Source organism: Gordonibacter massiliensis (ex Traore et al. 2017), from assembly GCF_019731765.1.
Lineage (GTDB): Bacteria > Actinomycetota > Coriobacteriia > Coriobacteriales > Eggerthellaceae > Gordonibacter > Gordonibacter massiliensis.
Genome location: NZ_JAASIO010000001.1, coordinates 427,275 through 446,345, shown reverse-complemented (window position 1 = coordinate 446,345; position 19,071 = coordinate 427,275). Strand labels below are relative to the sequence as shown.

The window sequence follows — 19,071 nt, the reverse complement described above, 5'->3', positions numbered from 1 at the left end:
CGAACGGGCGCCCGCGGCGACGGGCACAGCCAAACGCTACACTTCCAAGTCCACGTTCTTCTTCATTACCTTATGCAGCACGAAGTAGTACACGATGCCCGCGACAACCCAGATGATGCCCATGGTCTTCGAGTCGGGGTCGAGGCTGATCCACGTGTACCCCACGATGATGAAGCCCAGAAGCGGCAGGATGAGGTGCGTGAACACCTTGCCGTCGCGGTTCTTGATGAAGAAGTGCCACACCACCGTCACGTGCAGCACGCAGAACGACGTGAGCGCGCCGAAGTTCACCAGGCGCGAGATGGCGTCGATGCCCAGCTGCTCGAACACGATGACCAGGATGAGCGACAGCGCGCCCACGAACGCGGCGGCCACGTAGGGCGTCTGGTACTTGCGATGCACCTTCGCCAGCGCCTTGGGCAGGTTGCCGTCGCGGCTCATGGCGAACAGGATGCGGCTGATGGCCGTCTGCGCGGCCAGCGAGTTGAAGATGCCCCAGGCGATGGCCGTGGCCAGCGCGCACAGCACGTACAGGAACTTGCCGCCTGCGATTTCCGCCACCAGGTAGAACGCGTTGTCCGGATCGTCCGCGAACACCGCGCCGTCGGGGCTCAGGCACCCGGCGATGTAGGTTTGCAGCATGAACAGGAAGCCCACGATGAGCAGCGACCCCACCATGGCCTTCGACGGGCCCTTCTTCGCGTCCTTCGCTTCTTCGGACAGCGTGGCGATGCCGTCGAACCCGAGGAACGACAGCACGCCCAGCGACACGGCGCTCATCACGAGGCCCGGGTTGAACGTCTCGGGATTGTAGAACGGCTGCAGGGTGAAGCCGTTGGACAGCGGGTCGGTGGCGATCCACAGCGCGCCCATGACCACGAACACGGCCAGGCACAGCAGCTCCAGCACCACGGCCACGCGGTTGACGATGACGGTGAGCTCGATGCCGCGGATGTTCACGAACGTGTTGATGGCCACGAACAGGATGCCCCACACGAGCGCCGGCACCTCCGGCACGATGCCGCTCATGGCCTGGGCCGCCACCACGTACAGCAGCGTGGGAACCAGCAGGTAGTCGAGCAGCATGGTCCAACCGGTCACGAACCCCACGGGCTTGTTGATGCCGCGGCTAGTGTAGCCGTACACCGAGCCGGACACGGGGAACGCCTGCGAAAGCGTGGCGTAGGAGAACGCGGTGAAGATCATAGCGATCATGCCCACCAGGTACACGAGGGCCGGCATGCCGCCGGAATCGCCGAACACGCCGCCGTAGATGCCGAACGGCGCGATGGGCACCATGAAGATGAGACCGTACACCAGCATGTCGGGCACGGACATGGCGCGCTTGAGTTCCTGCTTGTAGCCCATCGCCTCGAGCGCGGCCTCGCTAGCGGCGCTTTGGGATTGGGCGGCGGCGTTGGCGGCCGAAACCGCTTTCTGCTCTTCAGTCATGACAGTATCCCCCTGTTTCGAAGTTTCAATTGTTTGCGACGGTTCCGGCGGGCCGGGCGTCACCGGCGGCCGATCGCCGTCTTACAGCGCGAAGCCGAGCGCGTCCAGCACGTACTTGGGCACCATGAACCGCACGGTTTTCTCCGGGTCGACCATCTGGCACACCTGCACGTCGGCAACCAGCGACAGTAGCATGACCAGCTCGTCCTCGGGCGTGCCGGTGCGGTCGTGCAACAGGTCCACCATCTCGTGCACGGCGCGATCGGCAGCCGCGTCGAGCGTCTCGGCCGACGCGATCACGCCGAAGTGCGTGTCGTTCTCGATGAGCGGGTCCGTCAGGCGCAAATCGGGCAGCGCCGTGAGCGTGACGGTGGCCCAGCCGGCCACTTCGGCGCCCGAGACGCTGATCTCGCCGTCGCCCATGGCCGCGTGCATGTCGCCGCAGCCGAAAAGCGCGCCCTCCACGGCCACCGGGAAGTACAGCGTGGCCCCCGCGGTGATGGCGGTGTTGTCCATGTTGCCGCCGTGGCTGCCCGGCGTGCCGCAGTTCACGGGCTCGCCCTCCGGAGCAACGCCGATAACACCGATCATGGGGTTGAGCGGAATGGACAGCTTTTCGTTCCACACCAGCTTCCCGTCTTCGACGGCGCACAGGTGTGTGCTCCACGCGTCGAAGCGGTCGCCGCACACGCCCTCGTCCTTGCCCGTACACGATGCCGTCTGCGCATCGAGCTCGATGCTCTCGATCTTCACCTTCAACGCGCCGCCGGGCACCGCGCCCTCCACGTACACGGGCCCCGTGGCCGGGTTGATGGCGTCCCAGTCGATTTCGTCCAGCTGGTCCTCGGGCGTTTGCACCTGGTTGCCGAAGCAATCCTGCGTGCGGATGCGCACCGTTTCCCCCGACGCCACCGTAAGCGCCGGTTCGAGGTCGCGGGCGAACGCGAACAGGACGCGCTCGTCTCCCAATTGCTGCATGGGCTTCTCCTTTCGCTGTCTCGTTTCCTGTCTGCTGTTTGGAAAGCGCGCTCTTCGTCGCAGTAGAGCACGCTACCATGGCGCATCCAGAATACTCCTGGCAACAGGAGAGCGCACGCATTATTTGAAGAAGAAAAGAGCTTGGAAAGACAACGGGACGGCGGCGATCACCGTAGGGGATCATCCGCGTCGCGAACCTCTTGCCTACGTCGTAGCGATTTCGAAGCCGAGCTCTTGCAGGACGAGGTCGACGTCGATTCGCTCGACGCGAACGCCATCCGCTTGGGAGAAGCCGCTTTTGCGGTAGAGGTTGATAGCCGGCACGTTAATGTCCACGACGAAAAGGCGCAGGTAACGAGCGCCGCGCTTGCGAGCGAGATCCTGCGCCCTCCGCAGCGCGGCGCTGCCGACGCCTCTCCTCGCGAATCGCACGTTCACGCCCAGACGATCGAGGTAGCATGCTTTGGCCTGGGCGTCGCTCCACTTCACGGAGCTTTCCCCCGGATTCGAGTCGCTCAGGGCGAAGGCGGCGACCATCTCGTCGCCCTCCGTCAAAAGGTAAAGGCGACCGTGCTCGATATCGCCTTGGAAGAACTCGCAGGGGTACACGTCGTCCCATATGCGGATGCCGTCGGCGTCCATGCGCTCGATTATCGCTCGGTACATACGCTTGATCTGCGGCAAGTCTTCTTCCGCAGCCAACCTGCATTCCATAGCGGCGCCTCCTTTGCAAAAGCCGCGTCGAAACGCCGCTCGACTGAACCCGTGGGGCAAGGGCTCTTCCCTTGTCGCTCAACATGCGGCGTTTCCTCAGTTCGACGGCAAGGGCAGAGCCCTTGTCCTACGGCACGGCCGCCAACGACGTGCGGCTTTTCGGCCTTTTACGCGGCCTCTCCCTGCTCGACGCTAGCTTTCGTACGCCTCTTCTTCCGGCCATTCGGCCCACTCTTCTGCGCGAGGGGGCGCCAAGTAGCTGGCGACGGCGATGGCGACGACGGCCACGACCGTGGACACGACGGCGGACACCGAGGGCATCCAGGTGTGCTGCCCCGAGGCGAGCCAGGCGGTCGCGCACATGCCGGCCACCAGGGCCGCCGAGGCAAGGACCGCGCCCAGAACCTCGAGCACGCGGGACGGGCGGCGGCGACACACGGCGAGCACGCCTGCGGCGGCCAGCCAACTCGCGGCCACGCACCAGGTGGCGGGCTGCAAAAGCAGCGCGCCCAGGTTCGCCTGCACGTCGACGCCGGCGAACTGCCCATAGGCGAACGCGTCCCACCCCAGCAGGTTCCCCGTGCCGAACGACGCCAATATCGCAGCCACGAGCAGCGCGAACGCCGTCGTGCCAAGCGCTTTCGCGGGAGGAAGGAAGAACCCCGCCGCAGCGGGCGCCAACTGGTTGCCGCCCACAGCTCCGGCGAGAGGCACGACGAGCGCCGCGTTCGCCGCCGCATTGCCCGCGCGACCGGCGAAGTACCACCACACCGCCGTCGCCGCCAGCAGCACGCATCCGATGGCCGGCGCGTTCTGCGCGATAAGGGCGGCCGCCAGCGCAAAGTACGCCAAAAGCGCGCCCAGGTGCGGCTTGAGCGCACCGGCCAGCAAGATGAGCGCGAACAGCCCCCAGAACAGCAGCGCCATCGGGCCGGCCAGCCCGAAAATGCCGTTCAAGCCGCCGATCTGCGGCAGGTTCGTCAACGCGACGAAAGCCACCGCCCCGCTTCCGGCCGCCCCCACGACATGCGCGGCGATGGTCGCTTGACGCGACGTAAGACGGTCGCGCAACGGCACGCGAGGAGCGCGCGGCGCTCGCTCGACCTCCGCTTCCTCCTCATCGTCGCCCTCGCCCTGCGCATCGCCCACAATGACGGACAGTTCGCGATGACCCTGTTTCGGCTCGCCTAGGAACTTCTCCATCTCCTCGGCGAAGTCCGTGACGCTCTCGTAGCGCTGTTCGCGGTCGGGGTCGAGCGCGTAGAACACCACGTCATCGGCTGCCGGATCGAGGTCGTCCCAGCACAGCGACGGTAGCACGAGCTCCGCGTCTTCAATGGCGGATTCCGCACGGGTCAGGTCGGGAGCGATGAACGGGTTCTCTCCCGCCAGCATCTCGTAGGTGACGGAGGCGAGCGCCCACTCGTCGCAGCGCGCGTCTAGGTTCTGGCCGCGCATCTGCTCGAGCGGCATGTAGCCGATGGTGCCGCCGCCAGCCGCGCCGAAGCCGCCGGCGTCGGCCAACGTGGCCAGGCCGAAGTCCGTGACCTTCACCTGCCCCTGACGGTTGATGAGCACGTTGTCGGGCTTGATGTCCAGGTGGAGCACCTGGTTCTCGTGGGCCACCTCCAACGCGTGGGCGATCGAGCCGAACACGGCGGCGACCATGTCGAGCGTGAGGTAGCTGGCGTAGTCGCGCAGAAGCTCGGTGAGGGTGATGCCCTCGATGTACTCCATAATAAGGTAGGCCGTGCGCCCCTGCACCTCGAAGTCGTACACGGTGACGATGTTCGGATCGGTGAGCATGGCGGCCGTGCGAGCCTCGTCTAAACCGGGGATGCGCGAAAGCGAGCGCACCGGTTGAAGGTCATCGGCCGGATCGCGTCGGGCGAGGGCGGCTCCCCCTTCCCGACGACCAGCGGCCGAATCGTCATAGGCCGAGCGTGCGGCGGAGCGGTTGCCGTGCTTCTCAGTTGCGGCTCGACGCGCTTCAGCCTCGTCCCTCTTGCGGAAGGGGCTTTCGAAGTCGGGGGGCGGAGCGGCGGGGAGGTCTTCCCAAGGGGGCACGTCGGACGAATCCCATGGAAACGCGTCGGCTTCGACAGGATCCTCCCACGGCGGCACGTCGTCCCAATCCACTTCGTCGAAGCTGGGCATGGCGGCTGTGTCCGCCTGTTCGAGATAGGCGTAGTCGTCCGCATCGGAGGGGGGCCGGCGCACCGCATCGGCTCCCGGCAGCGCCGCGCGCGCCGCATCGCCCTCGTCGAGCTCGATGCATTTGATGGCAACCTTGCGCTGGATACGCGTGTCCCATGCCACGCGCACCGTACCAAAGCCGCCCGAGCGCGACTCTCCAATGGGCCGGTACCGATCCAATATGAGCTGGTTGCGTGCCATGCGCCTTCTCTGCGGTCGTTTGGGTTCGTTTCAGAAAGCGGCAGACGGGGTTTCGAGCCTGCGACGACCATGATAACGCATTTCGCATTCTCCTTCAGAGCACAGCACCCGCCAGACGGCCAGCGAAGGCCGCGGCTCCCGGATCAAATCGCTGCCGGCACGCTCATGGGCAACGCGTTGCTCCTTGCCGCGTTGCCGGTGAGCCATTCGGTGGTCGTGCCGAGGCCGATCCTGCGGCGCAACCCCAACCTTGTCCGAGCGGCTTTGCTTCAAAGCCAACAGTGCTCTCTTGGTGCACCACAAAGCGGAACGCGGTATCGAGAATCAGCTCCGTGCAAAACAAACCCGGTTTCCTGAGCAAAAATCACGGTAGGGTACCGCCGAAGCTTTGGCACTTGGACTAGGCAGCAACGTTTCCCCTGGTCGCGCGGTTTGGCAATCAAGCCCATGGATGCAAAAGAGTCTTCAGAAGGTGTTCTTGTTCCTCCAAACCGGGTTTGGAGCTGCGTAATCCGTACCCTACTGTCATTTCTGCTCAGAAAACGACCTTCCGCTTGCATTCGGCGAATCGCGGTCGAGCGATCGCGTCTCAGCGGCGCATCGCCGCACGGCGACAGCCGACTCGGGTTGCGTCGGCGGCGATTCAGCGCAAAGGGGGTGCTATGCGCGCGAAGGCGTCGGCACGCCGTGCGGCAATCCTACACGCCCAAGGTCATGTGCATGGCGTAGAAGGCGAAGCGAACCGCGAAGCAGGCGATCAGGGCCAGCAACGTGCCGGCGCCGACGAGCACGAGGCGCCCCCGGCGCGCGCGAGAGGCCGACGCGGCCGCCGCGAACGGGTCGGCCGTCTTGCGCGGGCGACGCAGCAACGCTGCGGCGCACAGCGCGACGGACACCGCTTCCAGCAGCGCGTAACCGGCGACGACGCCTGGAAAGGCGGGCACGAGATCGACGGCGCGCGTCGTGGTGGTAACCACCCCGACGAGCACCTGCCATTCCAACGCGAGCACGACGACGTTCGCAACAGCGGCGACCGTCGCCACAGCCAGCACGATGGCCGACATCTTTCTACCGGGATCGACGCCGGCCAACAGCAAACCGAACAGCCCGACGGCCGGCCCGCTCGACAGGGCGTTCAGCCACAACGTGGCCGGCGCCGTGGGCAGGCTCCACGTGGGCACGGACGGAACCGTGTACGCCACCGCGACGAACCCCACCAGCACGAGCCCCGCGAGCATCGTCGCCGCAAGCCACGCGATGCGAATCGCGCGTCCGATGTCATCGCGGAACGACACGATCCAATACACGCCGCCCAGCACGAGGAAGGCGACGGCCGCCACCACCTCGTTGGACAGCGGCGAGCGTCCCACCCCAGTTATCACATAGAGGGCGTTCGCCGGCGTGCCCAAGTGCGTGGCCGACGCGATAAGTCCCGAGATGACCAGCACCAGGGGAACCACAAAGTAGTGGCTGACACGATCGGCGCGCTCCCGCTCACGCGAGCAGATGGCAGCTAGAGCCATGACCACGTAGCCCACGACGCCCGCCGGCGCGATGGTGGTGAACAGCACGAGCGTGATCTCAGCGAGCGCGGTATCCATACCCCTCCCCGTTTCGTTGCTTTTAGTTGCGCTTGTTCTTCGCCGTGTTCTCCGGCACCGGACGAACGGGGCCCTCCGCCTTCGTATCGCCCATAGGACTCGCCAGCTTGCGCTCGAAGATATTGAACTCGTTGATGACCTCGGGCACCTCAAATACGCGATTGCGCTTCTGGGCGCCCATCGGTTTTACGATACCCGCATCGATGCATTTTTCGACCGCAGAGGAAACAGCGCTAAACGCTCGGCCCATGCCGGCGCTCGCCGTGCCGATGGTGAAGAGGGGCATGCCAACCATCTCCCCTAGAAGCGAATCGAGCGCAGAACCCTTGCGCACCGAGTCGAGCCTTTCCCGCCATGAAGCTTGAAGGCGTTGCGCGCTTTCTTCGAACGACGACGCTTCGTCGCAAGCGCGCAAGCACGACCCGGCGAAGAAAGAAACCCATTCGTTAACACCCCCCTGGATCGACGCCTCATCATCCGAATCAAGGAAGCGGTATTCGGTGAGCCCTTGGACGTAACTCTTTGAGTGGGTTGCCATAATGAGCGATATAGGCGGCACGAGGTTGTGAGCGAGCCCGCGTCTTCGCAAAACGAGATGGATCAGCGCCCGCCCCGTACGACCGTTTCCATCGAGAAACGGATGTATCGATTCGAACTGCGCATGGACAAGCGCGGCTTGAACAACGGGCGAGATTATGCGGTCGTTGCAAAAAACCGCTAGATCTTCCAGAAGGGCGGGCAGATGCTCTGGTGCCGGAGGAACGTATTCGGCATCGAGCGGATTGTACGAATTTCCACCTACCCAATTCTGGGCATCCCTTACTTTACCTCCAAGATGCTCGATTCGCGTTCCCTTGCAGAGCGCCTGATGAATTCCCAAAATGGTGGCAACCGTAATGCGATCTTGGCTCGCACCGGCATCGATGGCCCGCTCCATCGCATGTATGTTTCCCACCACTTCGGCAGCTGCCTCGTCGTATTTGAAGGAATCGCGCTCGGCAAGGTTCATTTCCGCTCTGAGCAACCGTCTTGCCCCGATGGATAGTCCTTCTATATGCGATGACGATACCGCTTCGGCGCGCAGGAGAAGCCGCGCGATGCCTTCGGAGCTATGGAGCGCAACAACCTCGTCATTGAGCTTAGCAAGAGCCTGCTCCGCCCGCCCCACATCACCCACCACGTCGGGTTCGAGATACACCTTCGTATCCTCCAGAAACGAAGGCAGATAGGAGCAGAACGCACCGCTTCGCCGCTCCTTGCGCGTGCGCCCTTCGCCCTCGCTGAGCCAAAACTCCTTGTGCAAAGTGCCCATTCCAAAGCCTCCTTATTTCTGGTTATAGTATAACCTGAAATAAGGAGGACTAGTGTTTCAGTTATCTGACAGTCAAAGGGCGCTTGCCAACAATCCTACAGCGCCACACCCATGTACAAACCGTAGAAACCGATGCGGGCAACGAAGATGCCGATCGCCACGACAACGCAGGCCACGATCATGAATGCGGGCGAGAACGCCTTCTTCCCCGCCGCGTAGGTCAACCCCGCGGCCACGATGCCGCAGACCGCGAAGGTGCCGAACAAGCCCCAGATGGCCGGAACGAGCGCGGCGGCGCTTCCCCAGATATTGCGGATGGCGTCTAGTCCGGCGATCTGCGCGCCGAATCCGACGGCGTCCACCAGCACGCCGACCAGCGCGAGCGCCAGGGCCACGGCGGGAGCGCCCTTCGGCATCTCCGCATGCGCCAGCCCCACGACGCAGAAGCCGAGCACCGTACCGCCGGCCAACGCGTAACCCACCATCTGCACGATGGACAGCGGGGTGTTCCACGTGGGAATGGTGCCCATCATGTACGCAAGGCCGCAGAACACGGCGAACACCAGCGCCAGCACCGACAGCACGACCAAGAACCCGTTGCGCGCACCGCCCGAGAGCTTGCCGGCCAGCGCCAGCACCCAGTACACCAGAGCCGCCACGGCGAACACGAGGCCCGCCACGATCTCGTTCGACAGCGGCGAGGAGCCCACGCCGGCGAACACGCCGAACGCGTTCAGCGGGTTCGCCAGATGCATGAACGCGCCGACGAAGCCCGCGACCATCACGATGGCGGGAACGGCCGTCCACCGGTCCAGGCGCTTCGCCGTCTCGGCATCGGGCTTGCCCGCGACGAACGCATAGGCGAGCGCGATGAAGGACGCCGCGCCCATGGGCGCGAGCGTGGTGAACACCGCCAGGGCGGCGTGCTCGAATCCGGAACCCATGCTACTTCACCTCCGCTTCGTTGGCCACGACGCAGGAGGTCGAGCCGCTCGGCTGCGCCGCGGCGCAGTTCTTGATGTAGAAGTTCGGCGCGGTCACGCTCGGGTCGGGCAGCGGCGCTACCGCGGCGCGCCCGTCCCCCTGGTTCAGCTTCTCCACGGGGCCGAACTCGAGGGCGCGCATGGAGCACGCCTCAACGCACACGGGCTGCTCTCCCGCCGCCACGCGCGAGGCGCAACCGTCGCACTTCACGCTGTGACCCTTGTCGCGGTCCACGTGCGGATTGCCGTAGGGGCAGGCCAGCTCGCAGTAGCCGCAGCCGATGCAGCGGTGCGTGTCCACCGGCACCAGGCCGTCGTCGCCCTTGTGCATGGCCCCCGTCGGGCACACCTGCGTGCAGGCGGGGTTATCGCAATGGCTGCAGGCGAACGAGGTGTAGAAGGTATAGGAATCCGTGGTCCAGGTGCCGTCGGCCGCCTGGATCCACGTACCGCCCTCCAGTTCGTACACATGACGGTACGTGAGGTCGAGCGGCAGGTCATGGTAGTCGCGGCAAGCCGCTTCACAGGTCTTGCAACCCGTGCAGCGCGTCGCGTCGAAGTAGAAACCGTACTGCGTCATGGCTTACCCCTCCACTTTCTCGATCATGCCGATCACGCTGTGCTGGCCCGTGCCCTTGGAAATGGGATTGCGCTGGCGGCTGGTGAGCGTGTTGGTGCAGCTGCCCTCGTCGGTGCGGTCGCCTTCGGCGGGGGCGCGGTGCCACGCGCCCTGCGGGTGCACGATGACGCCGGGAATAACGCGGTTGGTCACGCGCGCCTGCGTGATCATGCTGCCCTGGGCGCTGGTCAAACGCACGCGATCGAGGTCTGCGATGCCCATGCGCTCGGCGTCGATCGGGTTGATCCACGCTTGGAACGGGGTGATCTTGTTCAGCACCGGGTTGTGCGCGTACGTGGAGTGCGTGGTGCCCTTGCAGTGATAGTCGAGGATCTGGAACGGGTACTCGTCCGTTACGTCCTCGGCGCTGTCGGGGCCGGGAACGTACGTGGGGATGGGCGTGATCGCGTTCTTCTCGCTCTCGTCGAGCTTCCACGTTTTCGCCATCTCGGCGATTTCGGGGGAGAATATCTGCGCCTTGCCCGTTGCCGTTTTAAGCGGGTTGGCGGCGGGGTCCTCGATGAACGGGTCGACCTTCGCGGACGGCTCGATATCGTAGGTGAACGCGCCCATGGCGACGCCCTCGTCGTAGGTGGGCAGGTCGTAGTCGTCGCCGGCGTCTTCGCACAGCTCGTCGTAGAGCTTGCGGCACCAGTCCTCGCGGGTCATGCCGCCTGCGGAATACTCGTCGTACACGCCCAGGCGCCGTGCCAGCTCGCCGCACACCTCGTAGACCTCGCGGCGCTCGAACTTCGGCTCGTAGAGCGGCTGGCCGAAGCGGATGCCGGCCACGTCGTTCGTCTCGCCGGCGGCCGTCAGGCTGTAGGTTTCCTGCGGCGTGAGGTCGGGCAGGACGATGTCGGCCCAGTTGCACGAGTCGGTCCACGCCACGTCGTACTGCACGATGAACTCGCACAGGCTCTCGTCGCGCAGGATGTCGGTGGTGAAGTTGATGTCGCCGTTCTGGTTGGCCATCATGTTGTTGCCGTAGTTCACCAGCATCTTGATGCCCACCTTGAGCGCGTCGGCATTCTGGACGCCGTCGTGCTCGCGCGTCAGCTTCGCGCCGTCGCGAATGGCCTCGGGCCACAGGTACTGCGGGATCTTCGTCTTCACGGGGTTGGTGCCCGTGGGCAGCGAGTCCAAGCCGATGCCGCCGTTGCCGATGGTGCCGCCCGACGTGGTGCCCGGCTTGCCCACCTGGCCCACCATGAGCGCCAGCGCCATGACGGCGCGCGAGGCGTTGTCGCCGTTGGCGTGGCGCTGCATGCCCAGGCCCTGGCAGATGAAGCACGGCTTCGCCTCGCCGATCTCGTGGGCCAGCCGCTTGATGCGCTCCTCGGGAATGCGCGTGATGGAGCTTGCCCAGGCGGGGGTTTTCTCAACCTTGTCGTAGCCCGTGCCCATGACGTAGTCGTAGTACGAGGCGTTCGCGCCCTTGGCGTCTTCGGGCATAGTGTCCTCGTCGAAGCCCGTCACGTACGTGTGCAGGAATTCGAGATCCACCAGGTTGCTCTCGATCAGCTCATGCGCAAGGCCCGCCACCAGCGCGGCGTCGGTTCCCGGCACGATGGGGATCCACTCGGCGCCCAGGTTCGTGCACGTCTCGGTGCGGCGCGGGTCGATGTTGATGATGCGCACGCGCTTCTTCTCGCGCGCGACGTTCAGGTCGTACCCGGGGCCGTCGCCCGCCATGCGCATGTCGTTGGGTGCGAAGCCGAACATGACCACCAGCTGGTCGTCCTGCAGCGTCTTGAACGAGCGGTTGCCCCACGACTTGCCGTACACGTAAGGGTACGCGCCGAAGGAGATGGACGCGCTGGAATAGCTGCCATAGCGCGTGACCTCTCCACCCAGCAGGTTGAACAGGCGGAAGAACGGGTTGTTCATCATGATGTTCTGCTCGACGCCCGAGCATTCCTGGATGAAGATGGCTTCGTTCCCGTACTGCTCCTTGATGCGCGTGAACTCGCTGGCGATAGTGTCGAGCGCCTCGTCCCAGCTGATGCGCTCGTACTGGCCGTCGCCGCGCTTCGTGCCTTGCGCGCGCTTCATGGGGTAGTTCAAGCGGTCGGCGCTGCCCAGCCACGGGCGGATGGACCGGCCGCGCAGGCAGGCGCGCGCCTGGACTCCCCCGAACGACGCGTCGCCGGCGTTGTCCGACTCCACGTAGGCCAGCTCGCCGTCCTTCACATGGCACTGCAGCACGCATGCGCCGCCGCAGTTGACATGGCAGTGGCTCCAAACGATGTGCTCTTCGCCGTCCGCGAAGGCCGGCTCGGCCCCGCCCGAGAACAGCGCGCTCGACGCCACGCCGCCCGCCGCCGCCAGCGCGCCCAGCGCGCCGGTCGCCTTGACGAACGTGCGGCGGTTCAACGTCATGCTCGTATCCAACATGCAACCCCCTCCGATTCCTCTTGGTCGTTTCAATCGTATCCCGACTGCGGGATTCGCGCCAGACGGCCCTTGCCCCTTGGCGTCGGAGTGCCCCTGCGCACCGCATTCGCAGTCGATCCATCGGTTCGAACCGACCCCACTATACGAAATCGCAGCGCGCACCGTTGTCACCAGAATGTTGTGATATTTGCGTTTCCCCAGGTAGATTGCATCACCATATGCCAAGCCACACAGGTGGCGCCGTGCGCGTCTGCTAGAATGACGCCACGGCCCGCAGCAAACGAGGCGCTGCGGACGCTTTTGCGGACGCCGTTTCGAGAGGGGGTTGCAAGGGACATGCGCTCGGCTTCGGCGGTTCGACCCGACGTGCCCAGCTTCGGCTACGCCACGTTCCTGTCCATCAACGCAACGTCCATATGGGGCGGTATCTTCCCGTACCTTCCGTCTTCCTGCCAGACCTCGCTCACCACCATCGTGTTCTACACCGTGCAGATCGCCGTGTTCTGGCTGGCCTTCTGCACGGCCATGGCGCTCACTTGGAAACGCCCGGGTCTTGCGAAGCGGGCTCACGTGCTGGCGTTCTCGCTGCCGCTGGCCTTCGGACCGCTCATGCTCATCGGAGCCATGTACTTGGAATCTGCGGCACCCGCGCTCATCGTGTGCGCAGCGGCACTCATCGGCGCAGGCTCCGCTGGATTCCTCATGAGCTGGCAGCGCGTGTTCGCGGCATCTGAGAGCGCCGCCGGGAACCTGGCGCTCATCAAGGGAACCGGGTTCTCGGCGCTTCTGTACTTCGGGCTGTGCTTCATTCCCGCCGCGCTCACCGCCTACCTCATTCCGCTCGTCCTCGTGCCGCTGGCCGGATTGTGCCTGTGGCTTGCGGCGCGCGCCACGGTGAGCGAGCAGCCCATGTTCCAAGACGTGCCGCGCGAGCACGCCCTCGTGTACCGCAACGCGCTGCGTGAGAGCTTCCTGCCCGCCCTGTCCATCGGAGCGCTCGGGTTCTGCTCGGGGGCCATTCGCTTCATCGCCGTCACCCACCAGGAGCTGATGAGCACGCTGAACATCTTCTCCATGTTCGCGCTGCTGGCTGTGGTGGCGACCTTCTACCTCGTGTGGCGCAGGCGCACGCTGCACGTGGATTTGATGAGCGTGTTCCGGGTGCTGTTCCCCGTGGTGGCGACGTGCTTGATCGTGCTGCCGTTCGTTGGCGAGGCGTTCGCGGACGCGGGCATCGGCATCACGTACGCGTGCTTCATGCTGGCCACCGTGCTCATGATGATGCATTGCGGGCAAATCTCGCGCGACAGCGGCATCAACCCCGTGTTCGTGTTCGCATTCTACGGCACCATCACGTACTTCCTGCAGATGTGCGGCTACCTGGTGGGCTATGTATCGGGCAGCGAGAACACGCTGGGCGTGGAACAGCTGTCGCTCGTGGCGCTGGTGTCGCTGTACGTGATGCTGCTGGCGGCGCTGTTCGGCCGGCGCGTGGGCAAGCTGCACACCAACCGGCTGGAATTCTTGATGCTGACCCCGCGGGCGCGCGAGAAGGACACGTCGGCCGAGATAGCCGTGACCCAAGCCGTGCGCGCGCAAAAGCAGGAGGCTGTCGCGCTCGACGGCGAGGAGGCCGGAACCATGCCGGCATCGGAGGGCGGCGAGCCCGGCGCCTCGCACGGAAGCGCTGGGCGGGATGGCAGCGCGAGACGGCGGGAGAAGCGGCTCGGCAGCGAGGAACGGCGAGCGGTTGCCATGGCGGTCGGGGCGCCCCCACGCGACCGTCCCGAAGCGCCCATCGTGGACCGCCTTTCGAAGCGCTGTCAGCAGCTGAGCGAGCTGTACGGCCTGTCGGGACGCGAGACCGAGGTTATGGAGCTCATCGCCCGCGGCCACTCCGGGCCCGCCATCGCCGAGATGCTGTTCATATCCGAGAACACCATGCGCACGCACAACAAGCGCATCTACGCCAAGCTGGGCATCCATAAGAAGCAGGAGCTGCTGGTGCTGATCGACCAGATGGAAGCGTGAGCGCTCTCCCCCGACGGACGCAGCCGTCTCTGACAGGACCGGCGGCGTCGGTTATGCGCACGACTCTCTCACGGCTACGCGGCCGACGACTCCGAGCCTTCTCGGCTCCTCTCCGTCCTCGGCCCACACGACCAGGCATGTCACTTCGCACGCTCGGCGTATTCCATCCGCCAACGTCAACTCCACGCAGGCGTTCGTCACGGGATCCCCGGGCGAGGTGCTCGCTATGCGCTGCTGCAAGACGGCGAGCGCTTCGGGGGATTCCTCTCCCATCAGCGAGGCCGCGCTGTCCGCGATGATCTTCGGGTAGCCGAAGCGCTCGCGATCCTTTCCCGAAAACGCGACCGTATCGCTTTCGGAATCGTAATCGAACAGCAAGCCGTCGGAAAACGACGCGGCAAACGTGAACTTGGCCCGTTCGCGCTCGAGCAGAAGCACCGTCCTGCCCGACAGGCCCGGTTCGCTGCGCTCGAGGACTTCGCGCGAGAGCTTGTCCGCATCGAAGAGGACTTTCGCCGGATCGCTTCGAATGAAGATGATCTCGTTCAAGCTGTCGGCCTCAGCGCGAAAGCACTGCATAAGATCGGGGTTGAACATGCCGCACTCGCCGTTCTCTATCATCGAGACGGCCGTCTCGTGCGAGTACGCCTTTTTGTACACGCGCTCGCTCACGAGGGCGTCGTAGACGTCGGCGAGCGCCACCGCCTGAGCGGCAATGGGAATCTCGGAGCCTTTGAGGCCGTCGGGATATCCTCTGCCGTCCCAGCGCTCGTGGTGCCAGCGGCATATCTGGCGAGCGTACTTCACAAGCTCTTCGTCCTTGCCGAAGTGGAGCCCGTCGAGCATCTCGTCGCCCAAGGCCGCATGGGTCTTCATGATCTCGAACTCTTCGGGCGTGAGCTTACCCGGTTTGTTGAGTATCTCGTCGGGCACGACGATCTTGCCGATGTCGTGCAGTGCCGCAGCGTTCGATATGAGCGCGATTTTCGAACTGGTAAGCCCGTATTCCGGAAAGCGGCGCTTCAACGCCTCGAGCAGGAGCTCTGCGATGATGCGGATGCGCGTGACATGCAAGCCCGATTCGCCGTTGCGGAACTCCACGATAGTGCTCAAGATGTCCACCATGAGCGTGTTCGCCTTCTCACGCTCCATCACCTGCTCGGTTATCACGTCCTTGAGCTTGTTCTGCTTCGCGTACAACGCGATGGTGTTGCGCACGCGCTGCAGCACGACTTCGGGATCGAACGGACGGCTGATGTAATCGCTCACCCCGAGTTCGAAACCCTTGCGAATGTACGCCGGCGACGTTTCGGCGGAGATGATCATCACCGGAAGATCGTTGTTCCATCGGCTGCGATGCAGGTACGCGAGAACTTCGAACCCGTCCATATTCGGCATGACGATGTCGAGCAGGAGCAGCGAGATCGCGCCCTCCCGGTCACGCAGCAATTCCACCGCCTCGCGGCCGTCGCAAGCCTCGATGACGTCGTAGTCGTCCGAAAGGATGTCGGAGAGCATCGTGCGATTGAGCTTTGTGTCGTCTGCGATGAGAATGGTCTGTCGTGCGGCTACACCCATTGCTGCGCGCCCTCCGTCGACGGTCTTGGCCCCTGCACCCGAAGAATCACCTTCATAGCAGGTCGTCCCATCGAGACAGAAGCAGGTTGTGCTCGTTGCGAACCTGCGCGTAGAGAGAGGCCGCCTCGGCTTCGTCGACCGGCTCGGAACGAAGGCACTCCACCAAGGCGATGGACGCTTTGGCAAGAGGCTCGATCATCAGGTTCACGCACATGCCCTTGATCGTATGGGCCGCTCTGAAGGCCGCCGGGTAGTCCCTCTCCTCCATCGTCCGCTCGAGCTCGCCGAACGAAGGGTCGTCCATCATCTGCGTGAAATACAGCTTGATGCGATCTTCCCTCCGCAACAACGCGAGCACGTCGTCGTATTCGACCCCCATCGCATCGTACAGTTCGCGCATCCCCATATGCTACGCCTCCAGCCTTGCCCTCGTGCGCTCCACCTGCGTATATTCTATTGTAGCTGTTTTTGTCTCCTTTCAACAGACGGACCCGTTTAGAAACACCGGCCACGTTCTTTTGCGCGAAAGCCCCCGTGCGCGCCCCTTGGAAACGGCGACGGCGGCGCCCTTGGTCGGAAGGGGTCGCTTCACGCGACGCTCTAGGAGAGGGGCGAAGCCGCGTCAGACGCCGCGTCAGACGCCGCGGCTTCGGGCGTACGAGCGCGGCGAAGTGCCGTAGTGCGCGCGGAACGCCTTGTGGAAATTCGAGGTGTTGGAGTACCCCAGAAGCCGCGCGATCTCGGATACGGGGAGGTCGGTTCCGCCCAGCAGGACCGCGGCGCGGTCCATGCGCTGCTCGCGCAGCAGCTCGGAGAAGCTTTTACCCGTCTCCTTCCGCAGCAGCGTGGAAACGTAGTTAGGGTGGTACGAGAACTTGTCGGCGACCGCCTTCAGCGTGACGGTGTCCACATGCTCGTTCATGTAGCGAACGATGCGCTCGGACAGCTTGTCCGGCTCCTGCCCGCCGCCGCTACAGGCGTACTGCCGCGCCACCTGCATGAGGAACGACAGCACGAGCGGCTTGAGCACCTCCTGGGTGTCGTCACGCTTGTTCGCGTACTCCACCACCATCATCTCGAGGAGGGCGCGCGTCGTGCACTGATCCTCCAGCTCGAAGTGGATGAACTCGTCGGCGAAGCAGTCGGTGGACGGGTCGAGCAGGAACCGCATGAAGCGCGAATCGGACGACAGCATGGGCAAAAACGACCGGAAGAACGCCTCCTTCCTCACCAGCACGCCGATGATGACGACGTCCGCGTCGTCGTGCGCCAGCAAAGCATGCCCGGCGAACGGCTGGCCGGCGTACAGCTCGCCCTCGCGCACGGTGATGCGGTTGTCGTAGCGCTGGCTCAAAGACTCGTAGGAGCCGCGGTACGTGTAGTTGAAGTAGAAGAAGTCGTGCCGATGGAACAGCTCACGCACGCCGGCGCACTGATGGACCACCACGAGCACGTCCTCGTCGGGAGGGCCCGGCCAAGCGAACATCTTCTCCCCCGGCTCGCCCAAGGGGAAGTCCCGGTACGTGAAGTCGAGCTTCGGGTATTGAGCCTTCAACTCCTCGATGGCCGCTTCGAGCCTCCCCTGCGCCATGAACGTGCTCCTCCCCTTCTCGAAAGCCGCGATGCGCCGCCTTACGAATAGCCACCGGCACCTGAACTTTTAGCGCTGTCTTCGAACAAGGCGAAGCATACCATAGGTGGCCGAAACGACGGCAAAAGGAGCAGCGAGCATGGAAACGAAGCGCGGCGTTCTCTCGATCCCGGTAGTGGCGCTGGTGGCCTTGAGCTTCGCGCTGGGCTGCAGCGAGTTCATCGTCGTGGGCATCCTGCCCGAGATCGCGGGGTCGCTCGCGGTGGAGATCACGCTCGTGGGCAACCTGGTGGGGGTGTTCGCGGGCGTGTACGCCGTCTGCACGCCCGTGCTGGCGCTGGCGACCGCCCGCGTGCGGAAGTTCCGCCTGCTTATGGCCCTGTGCGCGGTGTTCATCGTCGGCAACGTGGCGGCGGCCCTCGCGCCGTCGTACGAGATGCTGTTAGTCGCGCGGGTTCTGGCCGCCAGCGTGTCGGGGGCCGCGTGCACGGTGTCGATGACCTTCGTGAAGGACATCGCCGCGCCCGAGCTGCGCCCCAAGGTGATCGCGGTGATCTTCGCAGGGTTCAGCGTGGCCTCTGTTCTGGGTGTTCCGTTGGGAACCGCCATCACGCAGGCCGCAGGATGGCATGCGGCGTTCTGGACGATCAGCGCGCTGCTGGTTGTGGTGACGGGCGTGCTGGCGGCGGTGCTCCCTCGCGGCGGAGGGGAAGAAGAGGAAGCCCGCGACGCTGTGCCCGGCTCCAAAGGCGGTGCGGCCTTCCTGCTTTCGCAGCTGGCGGTGCTCAAGGAACCGCGCACCGTGCTGAACGCCCTGCAGATCCTGCTTTCCATGGCGGGGCTCTACGTCTACTACACCTATCTGAACCCCTTGCTCGTGCAGGTGGTCGGCGTGCCGGAGGCGGCCCTACCCCTGGCGCTTTCCGCCTACGGCGCGATGGCCATCCTCTCGAACCTGTCGGCGGGCGTCGTCGCGGATCGCTGGGGCCAGCGCGCGCTGCCGTTCGTGTACGGTGCGCTGGCCGCGCTCCTGCTGGCGCTCCCCTTCAGCACCGCGGCGGGCCCCGTGCTCGGCATGGCCAACTGCCTGGCGCTCGCCTACGTCACCGCACTGCACAACTCCCAGGTGCAGGTGCTGTTCATGGAGGTTGCCGAGGAAAGCTTCCCGCAGGCGCTCAACTTCGCGTCCTCGCTGAACCCGACGTTCTACAACATCGGCATCACGGTCGGCTCGCTCGTGGGCGGCACTGCGCTGGCCGGCGTCGGCGGCTACGCCTGGTTGGGGCCGGTGGGAGCGGCACTGGCTGCGGCGGCATGCGGAGTGGCCGCGCTGCTTCGCATCAAGCTGGCAGCGACCTCGACCTCGAAAGAACGGGACGCATCGCCAGAAGGGGCGCGCCCGTAACGCGAACGAAAGG

Annotated in this window: 14 protein-coding genes; 2 read left to right on the top strand and 12 right to left on the bottom strand. The window is 64.8% G+C overall.

The window, feature by feature from the left end; all coding sequences use genetic code 11:
* Positions 1 to 36: 36 nt before the first annotated feature.
* From HCH03_RS01915 to HCH03_RS01870, 9 genes are all read right to left on the bottom strand, one after another.
* On the bottom strand, positions 37 to 1,452 hold the full coding sequence (locus tag HCH03_RS01915) for an APC family permease (protein ID WP_221688128.1): 1,416 nt from the start codon (positions 1,450 to 1,452) through the stop codon (positions 37 to 39).
* 81 nt (positions 1,453 to 1,533) lie between these two features.
* Positions 1,534 to 2,430: an acetamidase/formamidase family protein gene (locus tag HCH03_RS01910; protein WP_080144234.1), complete on the bottom strand. Its 897-nt coding sequence runs from the start codon at positions 2,428 to 2,430 to the stop codon at positions 1,534 to 1,536.
* A gap of 204 nt (positions 2,431 to 2,634) precedes the next feature.
* Complete coding sequence (locus tag HCH03_RS01905) at positions 2,635 to 3,144, bottom strand: GNAT family N-acetyltransferase (RefSeq protein WP_221688127.1); 510 nt, start codon at positions 3,142 to 3,144, stop codon at positions 2,635 to 2,637.
* 192 nt (positions 3,145 to 3,336) lie between these two features.
* Positions 3,337 to 5,541 (bottom strand): serine/threonine-protein kinase, encoded by a 2,205-nt coding sequence (locus HCH03_RS01900; RefSeq protein WP_246599458.1) that lies wholly within the window; start codon positions 5,539 to 5,541, stop codon positions 3,337 to 3,339.
* Between the two features lie 698 nt (positions 5,542 to 6,239).
* Complete coding sequence (locus HCH03_RS01890; RefSeq protein WP_221688126.1) at positions 6,240 to 7,142, bottom strand: dimethyl sulfoxide reductase anchor subunit family protein; 903 nt, start codon at positions 7,140 to 7,142, stop codon at positions 6,240 to 6,242.
* 22 nt (positions 7,143 to 7,164) lie between these two features.
* Complete coding sequence (locus HCH03_RS01885; protein WP_185904058.1) at positions 7,165 to 8,454, bottom strand: Fic family protein; 1,290 nt, start codon at positions 8,452 to 8,454, stop codon at positions 7,165 to 7,167.
* Between the two features lie 95 nt (positions 8,455 to 8,549).
* The gene (locus HCH03_RS01880; protein WP_221688125.1) at positions 8,550 to 9,398 is read right to left on the bottom strand and encodes a dimethyl sulfoxide reductase anchor subunit family protein; all 849 of its coding nucleotides are present in this window, start codon (positions 9,396 to 9,398) and stop codon (positions 8,550 to 8,552) included.
* Between the two features lies 1 nt (position 9,399).
* Positions 9,400 to 10,017 carry a DMSO/selenate family reductase complex B subunit gene (locus HCH03_RS01875; protein WP_221688124.1) on the bottom strand — a complete coding sequence of 206 codons (618 nt, stop codon included), beginning with the start codon at positions 10,015 to 10,017 and terminating at the stop codon, positions 9,400 to 9,402.
* 3 nt (positions 10,018 to 10,020) lie between these two features.
* Positions 10,021 to 12,453: a DMSO/selenate family reductase complex A subunit gene (locus HCH03_RS01870; RefSeq protein WP_221688123.1), complete on the bottom strand. Its 2,433-nt coding sequence runs from the start codon at positions 12,451 to 12,453 to the stop codon at positions 10,021 to 10,023.
* Positions 12,454 to 12,789: 336 nt separating this feature from the next.
* On the opposite strand from HCH03_RS01870, the gene HCH03_RS01865 reads away from it, so the two are divergent.
* Entirely contained in the window at positions 12,790 to 14,484 is a 1,695-nt protein-coding gene (locus HCH03_RS01865; RefSeq protein WP_246599457.1) for a helix-turn-helix transcriptional regulator, read from the top strand.
* Positions 14,485 to 14,535: 51 nt separating this feature from the next.
* Here HCH03_RS01865 and HCH03_RS01855 read toward each other — a convergent pair whose 3' ends face one another.
* From HCH03_RS01855 to HCH03_RS01845, 3 genes are all read right to left on the bottom strand, one after another.
* Complete coding sequence (locus tag HCH03_RS01855) at positions 14,536 to 16,062, bottom strand: HD domain-containing phosphohydrolase (RefSeq protein WP_185904054.1); 1,527 nt, start codon at positions 16,060 to 16,062, stop codon at positions 14,536 to 14,538.
* Between the two features lie 52 nt (positions 16,063 to 16,114).
* Complete coding sequence (locus HCH03_RS01850; RefSeq protein WP_221688122.1) at positions 16,115 to 16,468, bottom strand: Hpt domain-containing protein; 354 nt, start codon at positions 16,466 to 16,468, stop codon at positions 16,115 to 16,117.
* Between the two features lie 228 nt (positions 16,469 to 16,696).
* The gene (locus HCH03_RS01845; protein ID WP_221688121.1) at positions 16,697 to 17,653 is read right to left on the bottom strand and encodes a helix-turn-helix transcriptional regulator; all 957 of its coding nucleotides are present in this window, start codon (positions 17,651 to 17,653) and stop codon (positions 16,697 to 16,699) included.
* A gap of 139 nt (positions 17,654 to 17,792) precedes the next feature.
* On the opposite strand from HCH03_RS01845, the gene HCH03_RS01840 reads away from it, so the two are divergent.
* Complete coding sequence (locus tag HCH03_RS01840; RefSeq protein ID WP_221688120.1) at positions 17,793 to 19,058, top strand: MFS transporter; 1,266 nt, start codon at positions 17,793 to 17,795, stop codon at positions 19,056 to 19,058.
* Positions 19,059 to 19,071 lie beyond the last annotated feature (13 nt).

Excerpts from the sequence above, each read along its gene's own strand:
- HCH03_RS01885 (WP_185904058.1), bottom strand. The coding sequence starts at position 8,454 with ATGGGCACTTTGCACAAGGAGTTTTGGCTCAGCGAGGGCGAAGGGCGC.
- HCH03_RS01870 (WP_221688123.1), bottom strand. The coding sequence starts at position 12,453 with ATGTTGGATACGAGCATGACGTTGAACCGCCGCACGTTCGTCAAGGCG.
- HCH03_RS01875 (WP_221688124.1), bottom strand. The coding sequence starts at position 10,017 with ATGACGCAGTACGGTTTCTACTTCGACGCGACGCGCTGCACGGGTTGC.
- HCH03_RS01855 (WP_185904054.1), bottom strand. The coding sequence starts at position 16,062 with ATGGGTGTAGCCGCACGACAGACCATTCTCATCGCAGACGACACAAAG.
- HCH03_RS01905 (WP_221688127.1), bottom strand. The coding sequence starts at position 3,144 with ATGGAATGCAGGTTGGCTGCGGAAGAAGACTTGCCGCAGATCAAGCGT.
- HCH03_RS01865 (WP_246599457.1), top strand. The coding sequence starts at position 12,790 with ATGCGCTCGGCTTCGGCGGTTCGACCCGACGTGCCCAGCTTCGGCTAC.
- HCH03_RS01880 (WP_221688125.1), bottom strand. The coding sequence starts at position 9,398 with ATGGGTTCCGGATTCGAGCACGCCGCCCTGGCGGTGTTCACCACGCTC.
- HCH03_RS01915 (WP_221688128.1), bottom strand. The coding sequence starts at position 1,452 with ATGACTGAAGAGCAGAAAGCGGTTTCGGCCGCCAACGCCGCCGCCCAA.
- HCH03_RS01850 (WP_221688122.1), bottom strand. The coding sequence starts at position 16,468 with ATGGGGATGCGCGAACTGTACGATGCGATGGGGGTCGAATACGACGAC.
- HCH03_RS01900 (WP_246599458.1), bottom strand. The coding sequence starts at position 5,541 with ATGGCACGCAACCAGCTCATATTGGATCGGTACCGGCCCATTGGAGAG.
- HCH03_RS01910 (WP_080144234.1), bottom strand. The coding sequence starts at position 2,430 with ATGCAGCAATTGGGAGACGAGCGCGTCCTGTTCGCGTTCGCCCGCGAC.
- HCH03_RS01840 (WP_221688120.1), top strand. The coding sequence starts at position 17,793 with ATGGAAACGAAGCGCGGCGTTCTCTCGATCCCGGTAGTGGCGCTGGTG.
- HCH03_RS01890 (WP_221688126.1), bottom strand. The coding sequence starts at position 7,142 with ATGGATACCGCGCTCGCTGAGATCACGCTCGTGCTGTTCACCACCATC.
- HCH03_RS01845 (WP_221688121.1), bottom strand. The coding sequence starts at position 17,653 with ATGGCGCAGGGGAGGCTCGAAGCGGCCATCGAGGAGTTGAAGGCTCAA.